Origin of the sequence: Streptomyces sp. NPDC005181 (genome assembly GCF_040608395.1) — a bacterium.
Classification (GTDB): domain Bacteria; phylum Actinomycetota; class Actinomycetes; order Streptomycetales; family Streptomycetaceae; genus Streptomyces.
This window is the reverse complement of the sequence record NZ_JBEXID010000018.1, coordinates 29,001-45,935: the sequence shown is the minus strand read 5'-3', so window position 1 is coordinate 45,935 and position 16,935 is coordinate 29,001. Positions and strand designations below refer to the sequence as shown.

At 70.2% G+C, this 16,935-nt stretch carries 19 protein-coding genes; 12 read left to right on the top strand and 7 right to left on the bottom strand.

Features of this window, described 5'->3' with window-relative positions; all coding sequences use genetic code 11:
• Nucleotides 1-157: 157 nt before the first annotated feature.
• Together ABZV38_RS14790 and hemL are read right to left on the bottom strand one after the other, a co-directional pair.
• Nucleotides 158-844 (bottom strand): histidine phosphatase family protein, encoded by a 687-nt coding sequence (locus ABZV38_RS14790; RefSeq protein WP_356327196.1) that lies wholly within the window; start codon nucleotides 842-844, stop codon nucleotides 158-160.
• Nucleotides 841-2,148: a glutamate-1-semialdehyde 2,1-aminomutase gene (gene hemL, locus ABZV38_RS14785; RefSeq protein ID WP_356327195.1), complete on the bottom strand. Its 1,308-nt coding sequence runs from the start codon at nucleotides 2,146-2,148 to the stop codon at nucleotides 841-843. The genes ABZV38_RS14790 and hemL overlap by 4 nt, the downstream gene beginning before the upstream one ends.
• 138 nt (nucleotides 2,149-2,286) lie before the next feature.
• Between hemL and ABZV38_RS14780 the strand changes: the two genes are divergently transcribed.
• From ABZV38_RS14780 to ABZV38_RS14765, 4 genes are all read left to right on the top strand, one after another.
• On the top strand, nucleotides 2,287-2,871 hold the full coding sequence (locus ABZV38_RS14780) for a hypothetical protein (protein ID WP_356327194.1): 585 nt from the start codon (nucleotides 2,287-2,289) through the stop codon (nucleotides 2,869-2,871).
• A 787-nt stretch (nucleotides 2,872-3,658) separates the two neighbouring features.
• Complete coding sequence (locus ABZV38_RS14775; protein WP_356327193.1) at nucleotides 3,659-4,192, top strand: DUF305 domain-containing protein; 534 nt, start codon at nucleotides 3,659-3,661, stop codon at nucleotides 4,190-4,192.
• 276 nt (nucleotides 4,193-4,468) lie between these two features.
• Nucleotides 4,469-5,578, top strand: coding sequence for a hypothetical protein (locus ABZV38_RS14770; protein WP_356327192.1), 1,110 nt, complete (start codon nucleotides 4,469-4,471; stop codon nucleotides 5,576-5,578).
• Between the two features lie 141 nt (nucleotides 5,579-5,719).
• Nucleotides 5,720-6,055: a hypothetical protein gene (locus tag ABZV38_RS14765; protein WP_356327191.1), complete on the top strand. Its 336-nt coding sequence runs from the start codon at nucleotides 5,720-5,722 to the stop codon at nucleotides 6,053-6,055.
• On the opposite strand, the gene ABZV38_RS14760 is transcribed toward ABZV38_RS14765, so the two are convergent.
• A complete protein-coding gene (locus ABZV38_RS14760) occupies nucleotides 5,988-6,560 on the bottom strand; it encodes a TIGR03086 family metal-binding protein (RefSeq protein ID WP_356327190.1) in 573 nt (190 codons plus the stop codon). The two genes, ABZV38_RS14765 and ABZV38_RS14760, sit on opposite strands and share 68 nt — an antisense overlap.
• A gap of 88 nt (nucleotides 6,561-6,648) precedes the next feature.
• On the opposite strand from ABZV38_RS14760, the gene ABZV38_RS14755 reads away from it, so the two are divergent.
• Nucleotides 6,649-7,455 (top strand): helix-turn-helix domain-containing protein, encoded by an 807-nt coding sequence (locus ABZV38_RS14755; RefSeq protein WP_356327189.1) that lies wholly within the window; start codon nucleotides 6,649-6,651, stop codon nucleotides 7,453-7,455.
• A 45-nt stretch (nucleotides 7,456-7,500) separates the two neighbouring features.
• Nucleotides 7,501-8,052, top strand: a complete 552-nt coding sequence (locus tag ABZV38_RS14750; RefSeq protein WP_356327187.1) for a GNAT family N-acetyltransferase — start codon at nucleotides 7,501-7,503, stop codon at nucleotides 8,050-8,052.
• Nucleotide 8,053: 1 nt separating this feature from the next.
• Here ABZV38_RS14750 and ABZV38_RS14745 read toward each other — a convergent pair whose 3' ends face one another.
• Entirely contained in the window at nucleotides 8,054-8,497 is a 444-nt protein-coding gene (locus ABZV38_RS14745) for a GNAT family N-acetyltransferase (RefSeq protein WP_356327186.1), read from the bottom strand.
• Nucleotides 8,498-8,613: 116 nt separating this feature from the next.
• Between ABZV38_RS14745 and ABZV38_RS14740 the strand changes: the two genes are divergently transcribed.
• Nucleotides 8,614-9,366, top strand: a complete 753-nt coding sequence (locus ABZV38_RS14740) for a Mut7-C RNAse domain-containing protein (protein ID WP_356327185.1) — start codon at nucleotides 8,614-8,616, stop codon at nucleotides 9,364-9,366.
• A gap of 40 nt (nucleotides 9,367-9,406) precedes the next feature.
• On the opposite strand, the gene ABZV38_RS14735 is transcribed toward ABZV38_RS14740, so the two are convergent.
• Complete coding sequence (locus ABZV38_RS14735; RefSeq protein WP_356327184.1) at nucleotides 9,407-9,982, bottom strand: TetR family transcriptional regulator; 576 nt, start codon at nucleotides 9,980-9,982, stop codon at nucleotides 9,407-9,409.
• 107 nt (nucleotides 9,983-10,089) lie between these two features.
• Between ABZV38_RS14735 and ABZV38_RS14730 the strand changes: the two genes are divergently transcribed.
• On the top strand, nucleotides 10,090-11,577 hold the full coding sequence (locus ABZV38_RS14730; protein WP_356327183.1) for an FAD-dependent oxidoreductase: 1,488 nt from the start codon (nucleotides 10,090-10,092) through the stop codon (nucleotides 11,575-11,577).
• A 68-nt stretch (nucleotides 11,578-11,645) separates the two neighbouring features.
• On the opposite strand, the gene ABZV38_RS14725 is transcribed toward ABZV38_RS14730, so the two are convergent.
• Nucleotides 11,646-12,200 (bottom strand): hypothetical protein, encoded by a 555-nt coding sequence (locus ABZV38_RS14725; RefSeq protein WP_356327182.1) that lies wholly within the window; start codon nucleotides 12,198-12,200, stop codon nucleotides 11,646-11,648.
• A gap of 158 nt (nucleotides 12,201-12,358) precedes the next feature.
• Here ABZV38_RS14725 and ABZV38_RS14720 point away from each other — a divergent pair, with 158 nt between their 5' ends.
• On the top strand, nucleotides 12,359-12,694 hold the full coding sequence (locus ABZV38_RS14720) for a YnfA family protein (protein ID WP_356327181.1): 336 nt from the start codon (nucleotides 12,359-12,361) through the stop codon (nucleotides 12,692-12,694).
• 117 nt (nucleotides 12,695-12,811) lie between these two features.
• Complete coding sequence (locus tag ABZV38_RS14715; protein WP_356327180.1) at nucleotides 12,812-13,570, top strand: SDR family NAD(P)-dependent oxidoreductase; 759 nt, start codon at nucleotides 12,812-12,814, stop codon at nucleotides 13,568-13,570.
• An 87-nt stretch (nucleotides 13,571-13,657) separates the two neighbouring features.
• Here the strand turns inward: ABZV38_RS14715 and ABZV38_RS14710 are convergent, their stop codons facing one another.
• A complete protein-coding gene (locus ABZV38_RS14710) occupies nucleotides 13,658-14,851 on the bottom strand; it encodes an RtcB family protein (protein WP_356327179.1) in 1,194 nt (397 codons plus the stop codon).
• Between the two features lie 170 nt (nucleotides 14,852-15,021).
• On the opposite strand from ABZV38_RS14710, the gene ABZV38_RS14705 reads away from it, so the two are divergent.
• Nucleotides 15,022-15,834 (top strand): DUF3558 domain-containing protein, encoded by an 813-nt coding sequence (locus ABZV38_RS14705; RefSeq protein ID WP_356327178.1) that lies wholly within the window; start codon nucleotides 15,022-15,024, stop codon nucleotides 15,832-15,834.
• A gap of 140 nt (nucleotides 15,835-15,974) precedes the next feature.
• Nucleotides 15,975-16,742, top strand: a complete 768-nt coding sequence (locus ABZV38_RS14700) for a DUF3558 family protein (protein ID WP_356327177.1) — start codon at nucleotides 15,975-15,977, stop codon at nucleotides 16,740-16,742.
• Nucleotides 16,743-16,935 lie beyond the last annotated feature (193 nt).

Here is a 16,935-nt window from a genome sequence, read left to right as displayed (position 1 = left end):
CTCAAGTCCATACAAACTGGCGATGGCTTAGATGGGTGAAACAACACAGGCGTTCCGCCATCGAGCACAAAATGCTGACCACGACCAGAACCGACGTGGTCGAACACACTGCGGACCCCGGCCGACGCATCGGCGGGGCCCGCAGAGTTGACAGGATCTAGGCTCCGAACGCCTTGGACTTCCCCTTCACCGGCTTGGCACCGGCCAGCAGATGCGCGGGCACCAGATCGCGGGCCGGCTCGGTGTAGCCGACGGAGACGATCTTGTCGCCCTGGTACGTGAAGGTGGTCAGCGAGGCGAGCGTGCACTGCCGCTTGCGCGGGTCGTGCCAGAGCCGCCGCCGCTCGACGAAGCTCCGGACGATCCAGATCGGCAACTGGTGGCTGACGCAGACCGCCTCGTGCCCGCGGGCCGCGTCGCGCGCGGTGTCGAGGGCACCCATCATCCGTACGACCTGCTCGATGTACGGCTCGCCCCAGGACGGACGGAACGGGTTGGTGAGGTGCTTCCAGTTGTCCGGCTTGCGCAGCGCGCCGTCGCCGACCCCGAAGGTCTTGCCCTCGAAGACATTGGCCGCCTCGATCAGCCGCTCGTCTGTCGCCAGGTCGACGCCGTGCGTTTTGGCGACAGGTGTCGCCGTCTCCTGGGCGCGCTCCAGCGGGGAGGCGACGACATGGGTGATGTCGCGCTTCTCCAGGTGCTCGGCCACCCGGTCGGCCATCTGCCGGCCGAGCTCGGAGAGGTGGTAGCCGGGGCGGCGTCCGTAGAGCACGCCCTCGGGGTTGTGCACCTCCCCGTGACGCATCAGATGGACAACGGTGATGTCCTTGTCTGCGGGGCTCATGCGGTGGCCTCCGATGCGGCGCGGGCGGCGGCGGGCAGCGCGGCGGCGATCCGCTCGACGGCCTGTGCGTCGTGGGCGGTGGAGACGAACCAGGACTCGAACGCGGACGGCGGCAGATAGACACCCTGCGCCAGCATCGAGTGGAAAAAGGCGGTGAAGCGGAAAGCTTCCTGCTTCTTGGCGCCCTCGTAGTTCCGCACCGGCCGGTCCGTGAAGAACACGGAGAACATATTGCTGGCCGCGGACACCGTGTGCGCGACGCCCTCCTTGGTGAACGCCTCGCTCACCAGGGCCCGGATCTCCGTGGAGACCGCGTCGAGCTTCGCATACGCGGCGTCGTCGAGCAGCCGCAGCTGGGCGAGCCCGGCGGCGGTGGCGACCGGGTTACCGGAGAGGGTGCCCGCCTGGTAGACGGGGCCGACCGGGGCGAGGTGCGCCATCACATCGGCGCGTCCGCCGAAGGCCGCGGCCGGGAAGCCGCCGCCCATGACCTTGCCGAAGGTCATCAGGTCGGGCCGCACCCCGTCGACGCCGAACCAGCCGGCCTTCGAGGTACGGAATCCGGTCATGACCTCGTCGGAGATGTACAGCGCACCGTTGGCGGAGCAGATCTCCTTGAGCCCGGCGTTGAAGCCGTCCAGTGGCGGTACGACGCCCATGTTGCCGGGCGACGCCTCGGTGATCACGCAGGCGATCTCACCGGGGTGCGCGGCGAACGCGGTCCGCACGGCCTCGAGGTCGTTGTACGGCAGCACGATCGTGTCGCCGGCCTGCGCGCCCGTGACCCCGGGGGTGTCCGGAAGACCGAAGGTCGCGACCCCGGACCCGGCGGCGGCAAGCAGCGCGTCGACGTGCCCGTGGTAGCAGCCGGCGAACTTCACGACCTTCGCGCGGCCGGTGAACCCGCGGGCCAGCCGGATCGCGGACATGGTCGCCTCGGTGCCGGACGACACGAGTCGTACCTGCTCCACGGGCTCGATCCGGGCCACGATCTCCTCGGCGAGCGCGACCTCGCCCTCACCGGGCGTACCGAACGAGGTGCCGCGGACGACAGCCTCCTGGACTGCGGCAATGACCTCGGGGTGGGAATGGCCGAGGATCATCGGCCCCCACGAGCACACAAGGTCGACATACTCACGACCGTCGGCGTCGGTGAGGTACGGACCGGTACCGGACACCATGAAGCGGGGCGTACCGCCCACGGCCCGGAAGGCACGTACGGGAGAGTTCACGCCGCCGGGCGTCACGAGGGACGCGCGGTCGAAAAGCGTCTGCGAAACTGGGGCGTCATAGGGAAAGCTCACACAAGCCATGGTGTCAGAGCCACGGACGGTCTTGCGGACAGGTGTTTCACACCACGCCCGTGGGGGAGGTCACTGACACGATGATCGGGTTGCGCGGCGGGGGCTGTGTCTCCTAAGAAGTAGTCGGGTGGATGAGATATGCATCGCGGTGGCGGAGTGGGCGAAGGGACCGACGACCTGGGGCCCGAGCCTGCCCGGCGAGGTCGGCACCGGCGTGAGGCTGAGCGCAAACAGGGCATACATCAGGCCGGCAGTGCACAGGCCGGAAGCAGGAGTGGTGGCCGGGTGGGGGTGACCTACAAATATTTCGGGGCTCCCGACGGGGCCACTGCCGCACGCGTGCCCATTTCGATGCGCCCCGAGGAGCTCGGCGGCGACGAGCTGGGCATGGGCGGCATGTTCACCAAGATCAAGCCGGAGACGGTCGCGGCCATGGTTCTCACCGGCATCCAGGGCATACCCCTGCACAAGGTCCCCCCGCTGGAACTGGTCGTCCTGCACCCCGACTACGCGGTGGTCAAGCTCCCGATGACGGTCGTCGACCCGCTGCGCGACGTCAGCGAGGAGTCGGTCGGCGCCGCGGCCTTCATCTGGTCCACGGTTCCGGACCGCGGCGGCCCGCGCGACGCGTTCAACGTCTACCAACTGCTTCACGAATGGCAGGATTTCAGCCATCGTCTGCATGACGCGGGGCATCAGGCGTACTGCTTGGTCTGGCCTTGATCCGAGGTTGATGGCCGACGGATGAACCACGGGCCGCCGGGTGAACCCCGTGGGGGTATGGTCGGGGAGGGTGCCTCCTTGGTGGTGCCGTGCGGACCGGAGAAAGGGCAGAGGTGGACAGCAGGCGGATGCGCGGGCCGGGAGTGACCCGGCTTTTTGCGCTCTGTGCAGTTCTGTTCGGGCTGTTCTTCATGCACGGTGCTCCGGCGAACGCCGCCGAAGGCTGCCACAGCACGATGTCCACGGTCGTGTCTCCAGGCGCGGATCACGCCGTCATGGCCCCCGAGGCCTCAACCGCCGTCGCCCACGCGTCCAGCGGAATGGGCGACATGGTCACTGCTGCTCACACCCCCGCCATGGCGGGGATGAGCGGGGAGCTGTGTGTGTCCACGCCGGCCCGGGACCGGACGCCGCTGCCCACGGCGAGTCTGCTCGCGCTCCTCGGCCTCGTGGCCCTCATGGTGTGGGGGGCGACGGGCCGCCCCCCTGCCTTCGGGGGCCCCGCCCGCCGCGGCCCGCCCGTGGGTGGGCGGGGTCTGCTGACAAAGGTGTGCGTAGCGCGGACGTGACAGACGCCCGCCGGAGTCCGGCCGTTCGGCCGATCCGGCCAGGTGTCCGGCTCACCCGCGCGCCGCCGGTATGGCGCGCCCACCCGGAAAGACCACGGAGATGTTCACTTCCCCGCGTTCCCACGCGCCCCGCCGCGCCCTCGCGGCGGGCCGGTGCGGCGGCTGTCCTCGCGCTGACGCTGGCGGCCTGCGGCTCCGGCAACTCCAAGGACTCGTCCATGCCCGGCATGGACCACGGAAGCAGTTCCAGCGCCTCGCCCTCGCCCATTGCGTTCAACGACACGGATGTGGCGTTCGCGCAGCAGATGATCCCGCACCACCAGCAGGCCGTGGAGATGGCGGAACTGGCCGACGGCCGCGCCTCCGGCCAGGACGTCAAGGACCTGGCCGCCGCGATCCAGAAGGCCCAGGACCCCGAGATCAGCACCATGCGAGGGTGGCTGAAGTCCTGGGGCAAGCCGGAAACGTCCATGGCGAGCAGCATGCCCGGCATGGATCACGGTTCGGGCGGCACGGACCTGTCCGGGATGATGTCGGACGAGCACATGGCAGGCCTGAAGGCCGCCAAGGGCACGGCCTTCGACCGGATGTTCGCCCAGATGATGATCGACCACCACGAGGGTGCGATCACCATGGCCAAGGACGAACAGAAGAACGGGCAGAGCACCGACGCCAAGCAACTCGCCGGTACCGTCGTCACGCACCAGACCGCCGAGATCGAGAAGATGAACAAGATCCTCGACAGGCTCTGATCCGGCGAACCTCAAGAGGTCCGGTCCGGTTCCGATCCCCGTACCCGCATGAAAGCGTTCCGGGTCTTCGATGCGTCCGAGGTGTCGGCGCGAAGGCCCGGAACGCCCACGTACGCCTCGCGCTCCGGACCGGACCGCCCACGCCGGACCCGGCCATGGGCCGGTCCCGATCCCGTGCTGAGCCGGTCCCGAAGCCACCCCGTAGCGCGAGTGTCACCCCGGGGCTCTACGGTTCTCCCCTGTTCTCGTGCACGCTGCACGTTCGGGAGGGGACCCATGACCACCAGTGCCGTATCCGCTCGTCTTGTCGCCACGCTCACCGCGCCCCTGGACCGGGACCGCGACGCCGCGTTCGCGCCGTCCGTCCTGCGGTGGCCGGACCGCCGTCTGCTGATACAGCGCGGCGACTTCGAGGCGGTCGCCGTCGACCTGGATGCCCCGTCCGCCCCGCAGACCCGATTCCCGGCCCCCTGGCCGCGTCGCTTCGGAACGTTCACGGTGGCGCCGGACGGGGATCTCGCGGTCTTCGCGGGGGTGCACGCGGTAAGCGCGGTCGATCCGGCGGGGGCGGTGCGCTGGGAGGTCCGGCACGGTTGCTGGGAGGGCAGTTGTCGCATCCTGCACGATTCGTTCGAGGAGTACGCGGACAGCCGGTCCCATCTGTACCCGGACAGCGGCTCGGTGGTGTTCTCGGCGGACGGGTCGCTCGTATGGGCCCATGTCCGCGGCCCCGTGGCGACCGCCGGGCCGGATCCGGAGGCGCTCGACGAGTGGCTGGTCATCGATGCCGCCGACGGGCGGGTGCTGGGGCGGGCGGACGCGGAGACCGTGGCGGCGGGCTCGGAGCACGTACCGCATCCCGATCCGGCGCAGATGGGGCTGAGCGTCGGCGAGGGCCAGGACGGGGCGCCACTGCTGTGGGGACGGTGGGACGGGGCGGAGCTGTCCGTGGAGCACTTCGGCGAGGAGGAACGGATCCTGACCTCGGTGAGCCCCACGGGCGAGCACTTCCTGACGGTGGCGCACGATCTGGACACTCTGGCCCTGCACCGGGTCTCGGACGGTGCGGTGGTGGCCGAGCTGGAGGCCGAGGACGCCGTGCCCCGCCATCCCGACGCGGATCCGGACGACTTCGACGCCGACGAGGTGATGTGGGACTACGAGTGCGGGTTCGTGGACAAGGCGACGGCCATCTCCAGTACGGACCAGGAGGAGGAGTACGGGCCGGTGCGCCACTGGCTGCTGGAGACGGCGGGGATGCGCCCGGCCGGTCAGGTCGCGTATCCCTTCCCGGTCTCCGGTACTCCCACGGCTCTCGGCGACGGCACCTGGTACACGGTGTCCGGCAGCGGGGACGTCCTGCACCTGTGGGCCTTGGACGCATAGGCCGGAATACGCCCCTATTCGGCCATTCATTGGCCGAAGAATGATCTTCAGCAGACCTGCCGGCCCTGCCGATGTACCCCATACAGCCGATACCGCCGGTGCGGTCGGTGTGCGAGGCATCGACATCGAGGAGGCCTGCCCATGGGCGACATTCTGCTGGCCCTGTCCATCCCCGTACTGGTCTTCGCCGTCGGGATCTACGCAGGGTGCGAGACGTGGTGGCGGCGCCGACATCCGGCGCCGCCGTCCCCGTACACCCATCAGGCGGCGCGTCTCGCCGAGCGTGAGATGGTTGCGGCCGCCGAGGAGATCGTCGACGGGGCGTACACGACGCTGGAGGGCCTCTACGGCGCCTCAGGAGGCACGATTCCGGCCACGGGAGTCACCGGGGCCCCAGGCGCCCCGGGGCTCAGGTCCGGGGCGGGTGCCAGTCCGGGTCGCGGCCGGTCACAGCCAGCACCCGCTCGAAGGGGCTAGCACTGTCCGGTACGGGGAAGGGCTCACCGAACACCTTCGCCTTACGCGCATTCGAAGCCATCTCGGCGAGCCCGGGACCGAGTTCGCTCACCACGGCCTCGTCCGGGACGTATTCCTGACCGGTGGCCCGTGCCAGATCCCAGGCATGCACGGTCAGATCGCCCAGCACCATCCGCGCAACGGTTCTGGCGGGGAACCCCATGGAACCCGCGGTCCCCTCGTCCGCACCCGGCGCGTCCCACGCCGCCACCAGCTCGGCCGTCTCCTCGTCGAAGCGGCTCCGCCAGTCCCCGGTGACCGCGGTCGGCTTCGCACCGAAGTCCGGCTCCTCTCTGGCCGCCAGGGCCTGGAAGTTGACGACCACTTGGAAGAGATGGTCGACGAGGGCCCGCACGTCGTACTCCGTGCACGGCGTGGGGTCGCCCAGCCGGCCGTCGTCGATCCCGCGCACGACGGGAGCAGCACGGTCGGCGGCCGCAGCCAGCAGTTCACTGATTTTCTTCATGCTGCGACCGTCCGCCCGGCGGCGGCCCGTGTCTTGAATAAACGCGACAGCACGGATTCGAACTTACATTCGCCATAGAATCGCTGCCATGTCTGCTCCTCGACGCGACACCCGGGGCATCGTCGACGCCCGCGACCTCTTCTCGCATGTGCACTTCCGCCGCCGCGAGCCCGCCCCCGGACTGCGGACACAGGTGGCGTTCTACTGGCTGATCGACTGGGACCTGCCGGAGCCGTACACCTCGCACGTGGTGCCGCACCCTTCGGTGAACCTGGTCTTCCAGCACCACGAGAGCAGCGGCGAGGCCGCCTTCGCGGAGGTCGCGGGCATCGGCCTCGGGCTCTTCGCCCAGAAGCTGGAGGGCCGGGGACGGGTGTGCGCGGTGAAGTTCCGGCCAGGCGGTTTCCGGCCGTTCGCACCGGGCCGCCCGGTGTCGGAGTGGACGGGCCGACGGCTCCTGGCGCACGAGGTCCTCGCCGTACCCGCACCGGTGGCGGCCGTGCTGGACCCGGCCGAGGAGGACGCGCGGGTCGCGGCGCTGGACGCGTACCTGCTTGCGCTCACCCCGGAACCGGACCCGCAGGCCGAGCGCGCGATGGCCCTGGTCGAGCGCGTCCGCACCGACCGCACGATGCGCCGGGTCGACGAACTCGCCCGCCTCGAAGGGCTGTCGGCACGCTCGCTGCAGCGGCTCTTCGCCACGTACGTGGGCGTCGGCCCCAAGTGGGTGATCCTCCGCTACCGCATCCACGAGGCGCTGGAACGCGCCGAGTCGGACCCCGAAGTGGACTGGGCGGAACTGGCCGCGGACCTCGGCTACAGCGACCAGGCCCACCTGACCAGGGACTTCACGTCGACGATCGGGGCTCCGCCGACGGCACTCGCCGCCCGTTGACGGTCGGTGCCGGTGGTTGTCGGTGGTGCGGCCTACTGTTTCGGTATGGAACGCACCTCGTCATCACCGGCGCCCGCCGTACGGATCGTGCCCTGGTCGGACGGCGACCTGGAGCTGCTCCGCCGTGCCAACGCACCGGAGCTGATGGACCACCTGGGCGGCCCCGAGTCCGAGGAGCAGCTCATGGCGCGCCACGACCGCTATGTCGCGCTGAGCGAGGACCGGACGGGCCGGGGCAGGATGTACCGGATCGTCCTGACCGGCGGCAAGGGGGACGAGGCCGTGGGGACCATCGGGTTCTGGGAGCGGACCTGGCAAGAGCAGGAGGTGTACGAGACGGGATGGGCGGTCCTCGCCGGCTACCAGGGGCGGGGCGTCGCGGCCGCCGCGGCCGTGGCTGTCGCCGAGCAGGCCCGGGCCGAGCGCAAGCACCGCCATCTGCACGCATACCCGTCCGTGGACAACGCGGCGTCGAATGCGGTGTGCCGCAAGGCGGGCTTCACCCTGCTCGGCATGTGCGACTTCGAGTACCCGCCCGGCCATGTGGTGCTGACAAACAACTGGCGACTGGAACTCGCCCCGGAGCCCGGCCCGTAGCTCAGTCCGGGTCCCGGACCAGCCGCTTGGTGAAGCTGAAGGCGACGATGGCCAGCCGCTCCCGCAGATAGAAGCGGTGGGCATCGGTGCGGTGGGTCCCCGAGTCCAGACTGAGGTCCAGGCATCCCGCCTCGCGGGCGCGCTGCTCCAGATACCCCAGAAGCCGGCGGCCGACGCCGGTGGAGCGGGCGTGCCCGGCGGTGACCAGATCGTCGACGTACAGCTTGCGGATCTGGCTGGTGTTGTCGACGATGCGCCATCCGGCCGCGCCCACGCATGCGCCGCCGTCGTCGTAGACGGCGGTGAAGCGGAGCCCCTGCACGTATCCCTTTTCGTACACCTCGCGGAAGAGGTCCTCCGTCAGATGGGGACGCAGTTCACGCAGGACGGGAAGCAGCTCGCCGGCCAGTCGGGCATCGCCGGGTTCGAGATCGAGAATCTTCATGCGGGAACTGTAGGCCGGTCGCCCCGGGGGCCCGAACACGCGTTCCGTGCCTGGGCGGCCCCTTCTCCCTACGAATCCCCTGGCTGACGCGGACCGCCGAATGGCATCCTGGCGACGTGAACGGACCGGAGATCCACCTCGAGGTCGACCCCGAACTGCGGCTCTTCGTCGCGCACGAGCGCCGCAACGGACGCACGGCCGTGATCACCGACGGCGCCTCGACGCTCGGCCATGTCGTGGAGTCGCTCGGAGTCCCGCTCACCGAGGCCGGCCAACTGCTTGTCGACGGCCGGCCCGTTCCGGTCTCGCACATCCCGGGCGCGGGCGAACTCGTCGAGGTGCGCGCGGTGGCACGCCCCCAGCGCATCGAAGGCGCGCCGCTGCGCTTCCTGCTCGACGTCCACCTCGGCACGCTCGCCCGGCGACTGCGGCTGCTGGGCGTCGACGCCGCCTACGAGAGCGCTGACATCGGCGATCCGGCGCTGGCCGCACTGTCGGCGAGGGAGCAGCGGGTGCTGCTCTCGCGCGACCGGGGGCTGCTGCGCCGGCGGGAGCTCTGGGCGGGGGCGTACATCTACAGCGACCGGCCGGACGACCAGCTACGGGACGTACTCGAACGGTTCGCCCCGGTGCTGGCCCCGTGGACCCGGTGCACCGCATGCAACGGGCAGCTCACCGAGGCCGACAAGGACTCCGTCAGCGGGCAGCTGGAGCACGGTACGCAGCGGTCGTACGACGTCTTCGCGCAGTGCACGGAGTGCGACCGGGTGTACTGGCGCGGCGCCCACCACGCACATCTGGAGAAGATCGTCGCCGGCGCGGTCCACGAGTTCGGCGACGCCTCCGATCAGGCCGGCCCACTCGTCTGAGCGGTGTCCGGCCGAGCTCCCGCCTGGGCGACCGGGGCCGCTACGGCCGCTCGGCGGTCAGGTAGCGCTGGACGGTGGGCGCGAGCCAGGCGATCACCTCGTCGCGCGGCATCGAGGCAGCAGGCGCGAGGCGCAGGACGTACCGCGCGAGCGCCATCCCCAGGATCTGGGAGGCGGCGAGCGCGGCACGGCGGGGGGCATCGGCGGGGTCGGGGCAGAGCCCGGCGGCTATCGGACCGAACTGCTCGGCGAAGACCGCCCGCATGCGCTCGGCCCCCGCCTGATTGGTGACGCCGACCCTGAGCAGCCCCGTCAGCACGTCGTCCTCCTCCCAGCGGTCCAGGAAGTGCGTGACGAGTACGGCCCCGACGTGCTTGCCGGGCAGCGCCCCGAGCGCGGGCAGGCGCAGATCGATCACGGACGCGGCGGCGAACAGCCCTTCCTTGTTGCCGTAGTAGCGCATCACCATCGACGGGTCGATGTTCGCGTCGCGGGCGATGGCCCGGATGGTGGCGCGCTCATAGCCGTCGGCGGCGAACCGCTCGCGTGCGGCTTCGAGGATCGCGGCCTTCGTGGCGTCCGAGCGCCGGGGGGCGCCGGGGGCTTTCGTCATCATGCCAACAATCGTAGGCCAACAAGTGTTGACATGCCATCTCCGCCGGATCTACATTTGCCAACAAGCGTTGGCCCACACGCGTTGGCAACCGGCTTCAGGAGGCCGCCATGACCGGCAAGCCCAGCATCCGTACGAACGCCGACTCCACCCCCGACGCAGCGCACAACGCCGACACCGCCGATGTCCTCGTGGTGGGCGCAGGGCCCACCGGACTGCTGCTCGCCGGCGACCTCGCCGCGCGCGGCCTGTCGGTCACCGTCATCGAGCGCCGCCCGCACAGCGCGAGCAACATGACGCGTGCCTTCGCCGTTCATGCACGCACCCTCGAAGTGCTCGACGCCCGCGGCCTCGCCGACGAGCTGCTCAAGACGGGCTCCCGCCTCACCAGCCTGCGGCTCTTCGGCAACCATTCGCTCGACCTGTCCCGGCTCCGGTCCCGCTTCCCGTTCGTGCTGATCACCCCGCAGTACGAGGTCGAGCATGTGCTGGAGCGCCGCGCGCTCTCCGTGGGGGTGCACTTCCGTTACGGCACGGAGCTGACCGGTCTGCACCAGTCCGCCGACGAGGTCACCGCCGAGGTTCAGGACGCCGACGGGACGCGGACCACCCTCTCCGCGCGCTATGCCGTCGGCACCGACGGCGTGCGCAGCGCCGTCCGCGAGGCGCTCGGGCTCCCGTTCCCCGGCAAGTCGGTGATCCGGTCCATCATCCTGGCCGACGTCCGGCTCACCGAGGAGCCCGCCGCCCTCCTCACGGCCGGCGGCGTGGGGGACGCCTTCGCCTTCATCGCCCCGTTCGGCGACGGCTGGTACCGGGTCATGGGGTGGGACCGCAGCCACCAGGCGGACGACACCGACCCCGTCCAGCTCGACGAGCTGCGCGAGATCGCCCGCCTCGCCCTCGGCAGCGACCACGGCATGCACGACGCCCGCTGGATCTCCCGCTTCCACAGCGACGAGCGCCAGGTGCCCGCCTACCGCACGGGCCGGGTCTTCCTCGCCGGGGACGCCGCCCATGTCCACTCCCCCGCGGGCGGCCAGGGCATGAACACCGGCCTCCAGGACGCCGCCAACCTCTCCTGGAAGCTCGCAGCCGTGCTTCGGGGCGACGCGGCGGACCCGGAGGCGCTCCTCGACAGCTACCACGCCGAGAGGCACCCGGTCGGCACCGAGGTGCTGCGCAGCAGCGGTGCGCTGGTCCGCCTCGCCATGGCCCGCACCCTTCGGCAACGAGCAGTCCGCGCAGCCGCCGTCCGCCTCCTGTCGATGGTGCGGCCGGCCGCCGGCAAGGCGATGGGCATGATCTCCGGCATCGGCATCGCGTACGCGGCGCCGCGCGGCTCGCATCCCCTGACCGGAAAGCGCGCTCCCGACCTGGGACTGGTGGAGGGCCGCCTCCAGGAGGTGCTGCACGACGGCGAATTCGTCCTCGTGACTCCTGCCGGCACTCCCACGCCGGTATCGCCGACCCCGCTGGTGCACACGCACTGGACGGACGACCGCTCGACCGTGCTGCTCGTCCGCCCCGACGGCTATGTCGCCTGGGCGAGCGGCCGCCCCGACCCCGCGGCGCTGAGGGCCGCCCTCACCAGATGACCGGCACACGCACCACCTGAGCAGCCGCACCGGCCGACCCGATCGCGCCGGGCGCCCGCCACCGGCGGTCAGAAGACGTACTCGTCCCCGGTGGCGGGCGCCAGCACCTCATGCTGGTTGTTCTGCGGGTTCCGGTCGGTCACACCGCCGTTCCACGCGGTGTCGACCTGTACGACCACCTCGTCCGGCCGCCCCGCGAGCTGCAGTTCGAGCGCGATCTGCCGCCCCGCCGACCCGTCCGCACGCAGCGGTCCCGTCCGGCACAGCACGGTGCGGGCGTTGGCCTGCAGACAGTCGTCCGGCATCTCCTGCCGGCCGGTGAGGGCCACCGAGAAGCGCAGCCGCACGGTCGAGCGCATCAGGTCCGACGGGCCATGGTTCTCGCTGAGCAGCCAGACTCCGAGCCCCTCGCCCCACAGCGAGACATGCCCGTGGTGGGAGATATCCGCCTCCGGCACCACCGGCCGGTACGCCGGGACCGGCCCGATCGCACCTTCGGCCACCGGCCGGGGCACCGGGGCCGCCCCGACCGCTTTTCCGGCCCCCCACAACACAGTCGACACCGTCGCCGCAGCCGCCGCCGCCGCGAAGACCACCAGTCGAGCCCTACGCGTCAGTACCATGCCCTGAAGATACCGATCGCCCCGAATCATCCTTATTTACACACCGGTTAGACGCGCCAACTCCACCCGCCTGCCCCATCGCCCGACCCACCTCCCCCGTCCGGCGTCCGCACCCACCTCCTCCCGTCCCGTCCCGCCCCGCATGAAACGCTGCTCGCGTGGTCGTCGCCCGCTCAGTCGCACTGTTCGTCGTCGCCGCGCTCTTCGAGATCGGCGGAGCGTGGCTCGTCTGGCAGGGTGTGCGCGAGCACCGGGGCCGGATCTGGATCGGCGCCGGAGTCATCGCCCTCGGCGCGTACGGCTTCGTGGCCACGCTTCAGCCGGACGCCGAGTTCGGCCGGGTCCTCGCCGCGTACGGCGGTGTCTTCGTCGCGGGTTCGATCGCCTGGGGCATGGTCGCCGACGGCTACCGCCCCGGCCGCTGGGACGTGATCGGCGCACTGATCTGCCTGGCCGGCATGGCCGTGATCATGTACGCCCCGCGCAACCACTGACCACCCCGATGACCGCACCTCACCGCGCCGCCCCCACCGGCGGCCGACGAACGGCCGCGCCTCCCGCCTGCCTATCCTGATCCCGTACCGATCAGCTGCCCGAGGAGTCGAGTCCGCATGGCCGCCACCCCCATCGCCGTGATCACCGGAGCGAGCAGCGGCATCGGCGCCGCGACTGCCCGCCGGCTGGCCGCCGCCGGCTACCGCGTCGTCCTGACGGCCCGCCGCAAGGACCGGATCGAGGCACTCGCCGCCGAGATCAGCGAAGCGGGCCACGAGGCTACGGCGTACGCCCTGGACGTCACGGACCGCGAGGCGGTCGACACGTTCGCCACCGCCTTCCGCACCCTCGCCGTCCTCGTCAACAATGCGGGCGGCGCCCTCGGCGCCGACCCCGTCGCCACCGGCGACCCGGCCGACTGGCGCCAGATGTACGAGACGAACGTCATCGGCACCCTCAACGTCACCCAGGCCCTGCTCCCCGCCCTCACCGCGGGCGGCGACGGCACGATCGTGATCCTCTCCTCGACGGCGGGCCTCGCCACGTACGAGGGCGGCGGTGGCTACGTCGCCGCCAAGCACGGCGAACATGTCCTCGCCGAGACCCTCCGCCTGGAGATCGTCGGCACCCCGGTCCGCGTCATCGAGGTCGCCCCCGGCATGGTCAAGACGGAGGAGTTCGCCACCACCCGCTTCCGCGGCGACACCGAGAAGGCCGCCAAGGTCTACGCGGGCGTCGACGCCCCCCTCACCGCCGACGACGTGGCCGACACCATCACCTGGGCCGTCACACGCCCCAGCCACGTCAACATCGACCTCCTGGTGGTCCGCCCCCGCGCCCAGGCCTCCAACGCCAAGGTCCACCGCACCCTCTGACCGCCGGCCACCGACAGCGCACACAGAAGAGCCCCGGACCACCACCACAGGGTCCGGGGCTCTTCCGTTCATCGGCGCCAGGGGCACTCAGCCCTTCACGCACACCACCTGCTTCAGCTTCGCGACGACCTCCACCAGGTCCCGCTGCTGATCGATGACCTGCTCGATCGGCTTGTACGCCGCCGGAATCTCGTCCACGACGCCGGAGTCCTTACGGCACTCCACACCCCGCGTCTGCTCCTCCAGGTCCCGCGTCGAGAAGCGCCGCTTGGCCGCGTTGCGGCTCATCCTCCGGCCGGCACCGTGCGAGGCCGAGTTGAACGACTTCGCGTTCCCGAGGCCCTTCACGATGTACGAGCCGGTGCCCATCGATCCCGGGATGATGCCGAAGTCCCCCGACCCGGCCCGGATCGCACCCTTGCGAGTGACCAGCAGGTCCATGCCGTCGTACCGCTCCTCCGCCACATAGTTGTGATGGCAGGAGATGACCGGGTCGAAGGCCACCCGGGCCTTCTTGAACTCCTTGCGGACCACGTCCTGGAAGAGCCCCATCATGATCGCGCGGTTGTGCTTCGCGTACTCCTGGGCCCAGAACAGGTCGTTCCGGTATGCCGCCATCTGTGGCGTGTCCGCGATGAAGACAGCCAGGTCGCGGTCGACCAGGCCCTGGTTGTGCGTCAGCTTCTGCGCCACCCCGATGTGGTACTCGGCGAGCTCCTTGCCGATGTTCCGGGATCCGGAGTGCAGCATCAGCCAGACCGAACCCGACTCGTCGAGGCAGAACTCGATGAAGTGGTTGCCTGATCCAAGCGATCCCATCTGCTTCGTGGCACGCTCCCGACGGAACTTGACCGCATCGGCCACCCCGTCGAACCGTCCCCAGAAGTCGTCCCAGCCCGCCGTCGGGAAGCCGTGCAGCCGCCCGGGGTCCACGACGTCGTCGTGCATCCCGCGGCCCACCGGAATGGCCTGCTCGATCTTCGACCGCAGCCGCGACAGGTCTCCCGGCAGGTCGTTGGCGGTCAGGGAGGTCTTCACCGCGGACATTCCGCAGCCGATGTCCACCCCCACCGCAGCCGGGCAGACCGCACCGTGCATCGCAATCACCGAGCCGACGGTCGCGCCCTTGCCGTAATGCACGTCAGGCATGACAGCGAGCCCCTTGATCCAGGGCAGGGTGGCCACATTCTGCAGCTGCTGCATCGCGCCGCCCTCGACCGAAGCCGGGTCGGCCCACATACGGATGGGGACCTTGGCCCCCGGCACCTCTACATACGACATAGATCCTCGATTCCCCCGAAAAGCTTGAAAGCGCAAAACCGGTGCCAAGGTCGGCAAATAAGTCGGTCGACCGGCATTCACAGCGGCGCGTGCGATACACATTGTGTCCACCGGCCGCCATCGAGCGGCAACCGTTTTTCGCACGAAGGGAGCCCAGGACCGTGCGACGAATGGCGTACGTACCCGGCGCCGCGCTCCTTGCAGCGCTCGTCGTCGGCTGTAGCGCCGGCACCGGAACCGAGACCCCCGCAGCCGACAGCAGACCCGGAGACCCGACGGCCTCCGCCGCCCCGGCGGGCAAGTACCGCACACTTCCCGAACCTTGCCGCTCCATCGCGCACTCCACCCTGAAGGACCTGCTTCCGGGTATCGCCGAACTGCCGGAGGACCAGCAGGAGAAGGCCTACGCGGGAACGGCCGCCGTGACCTACGACACGGACCGTCGCGTCGGCTGCGCATGGAAGGCCGAGGCCCCGGACTCGTCCCACAGCCTCTCCCTCGACTTCGAGCGGGTCGTCTCGTACGACACCTCCGTGAGCGACGACGACCGCGCCGGCGAGGTGTACGGGACGAAGGAGGCCGCCGCCCATCTGCCGTCCTCCGCATCGGACTCCCCCTCGGTCTCCCCCTCGGACTCCCCCTCGGACTCGAGCTCCCCTTCGGGCTCGGCACCGAGCGACGGGGAGACCGGCAAGGAGAGCGACGGAAAGAGTGACGACGGGGCCGCCGGAGCCACCGAAGACCTTCAGCCGCGCGTCCTCGACAATCTCGGAGATGCCGCATTTCTGGACGATCTGCTCATTCGGGCAGGTTCCAGCGCACAGCACCGCACGGTGAGCGTGGTATTCCGCACATCGAACGTCATTGTGACCGTCCAGTACACCGAGCAGCCCGCACTCTCGACGGAGCTCCCCGACAGCAAGGAACTGCAGGAGAAGGCCCAGGCGCTGGCCCGGAAACTGGTCGACAAGTTCAGCGAATAGTGCCGCGCCGATCGCGTCGGCCCGCTCGGCGGCCCTCCCGGCCGAGGCGGCATCCGGCCGCCGTCCGTCGTACCGTGGCCCTCCGGAACACCCGCCCGACCGCCCATCCGCGCCGCCCGCGCCACCCGAGTGAAGGAACCATGCACCGATCAGCCTCGCGACTCACCCGCATACTCGCCTGCGCCGCCGTCCCGGTGATGCTCGTCGTCGCCGGCTGTTCGTCGGACTCCGGCAGCAAGAAGGAGTCGGACGGCTCGTCCTCCTCCGCTCCGGGCGCGAAGAAGTCGGTGGCGGCGGTCGAGCAGGCGAAGTTCGCCGAGCTGCCCGACCCCTGCAAGGCGATCTCCACGAAGACGATCACCGCGCTGGTCCCCAAGGCCAAGAACAAGGCCGGTACTCCGGCCACGTCCAGCGACACCGCGGCGCGCGCCGGCTGCTCCTGGAACGGCCTCGACGACAACGGCGTCAAGGGCTCCCAGTACCGCTGGCTCGACGTCGGCTTCACCCGCTTCGACTCGGACCAGGCCCTCGGCAGCGGCGCGAAGCGCGCCGAGGACGACCTCACGAAGCAGCTCGCCAAGACCAGGACGGCCGAGGGCGCGAAGAAGCTCGTGGAGGCCCCCGTCAGCGGTATCGGCGAGCAGGCCACCAAGGTCACGTACGACCTCACCAAGACCGGTGAGGACTTCAAGTACGCCACGATCGTGGCCCGTACAGGGAACGTCGTCGTCACCCTGACCTACAACGGCGCGGGTTACGCGGGTGCGAAGACGCCGTCCGGCGCCGACATCCTCAAGGACGCCGAGAAGGCCGCCAAGGAAGCCGTCGCCGCGGTCACCGACGCCAACGAGAAGCAGTCGAGCCCGTCGGCGAGCCCGTCGAAGTCGGCCAAGTCGTCGTCGAACTAGGCGTACCGGAGAACCGGCACCGGCTCGCCCGGCAGCCGCCTCAACCGCCAACGCCCCTGCCCAGAAGCAGTTTTACGAAGCCCGGTCCTCACCCGAAGACCGGGCTTCGCCCCTCCCCGCGCAACGCACTCCACACACATGTGCCAGGCTGTGCCCGCCAGAAGTCGAAGCAGGGGACACAGGGAGGGGATCG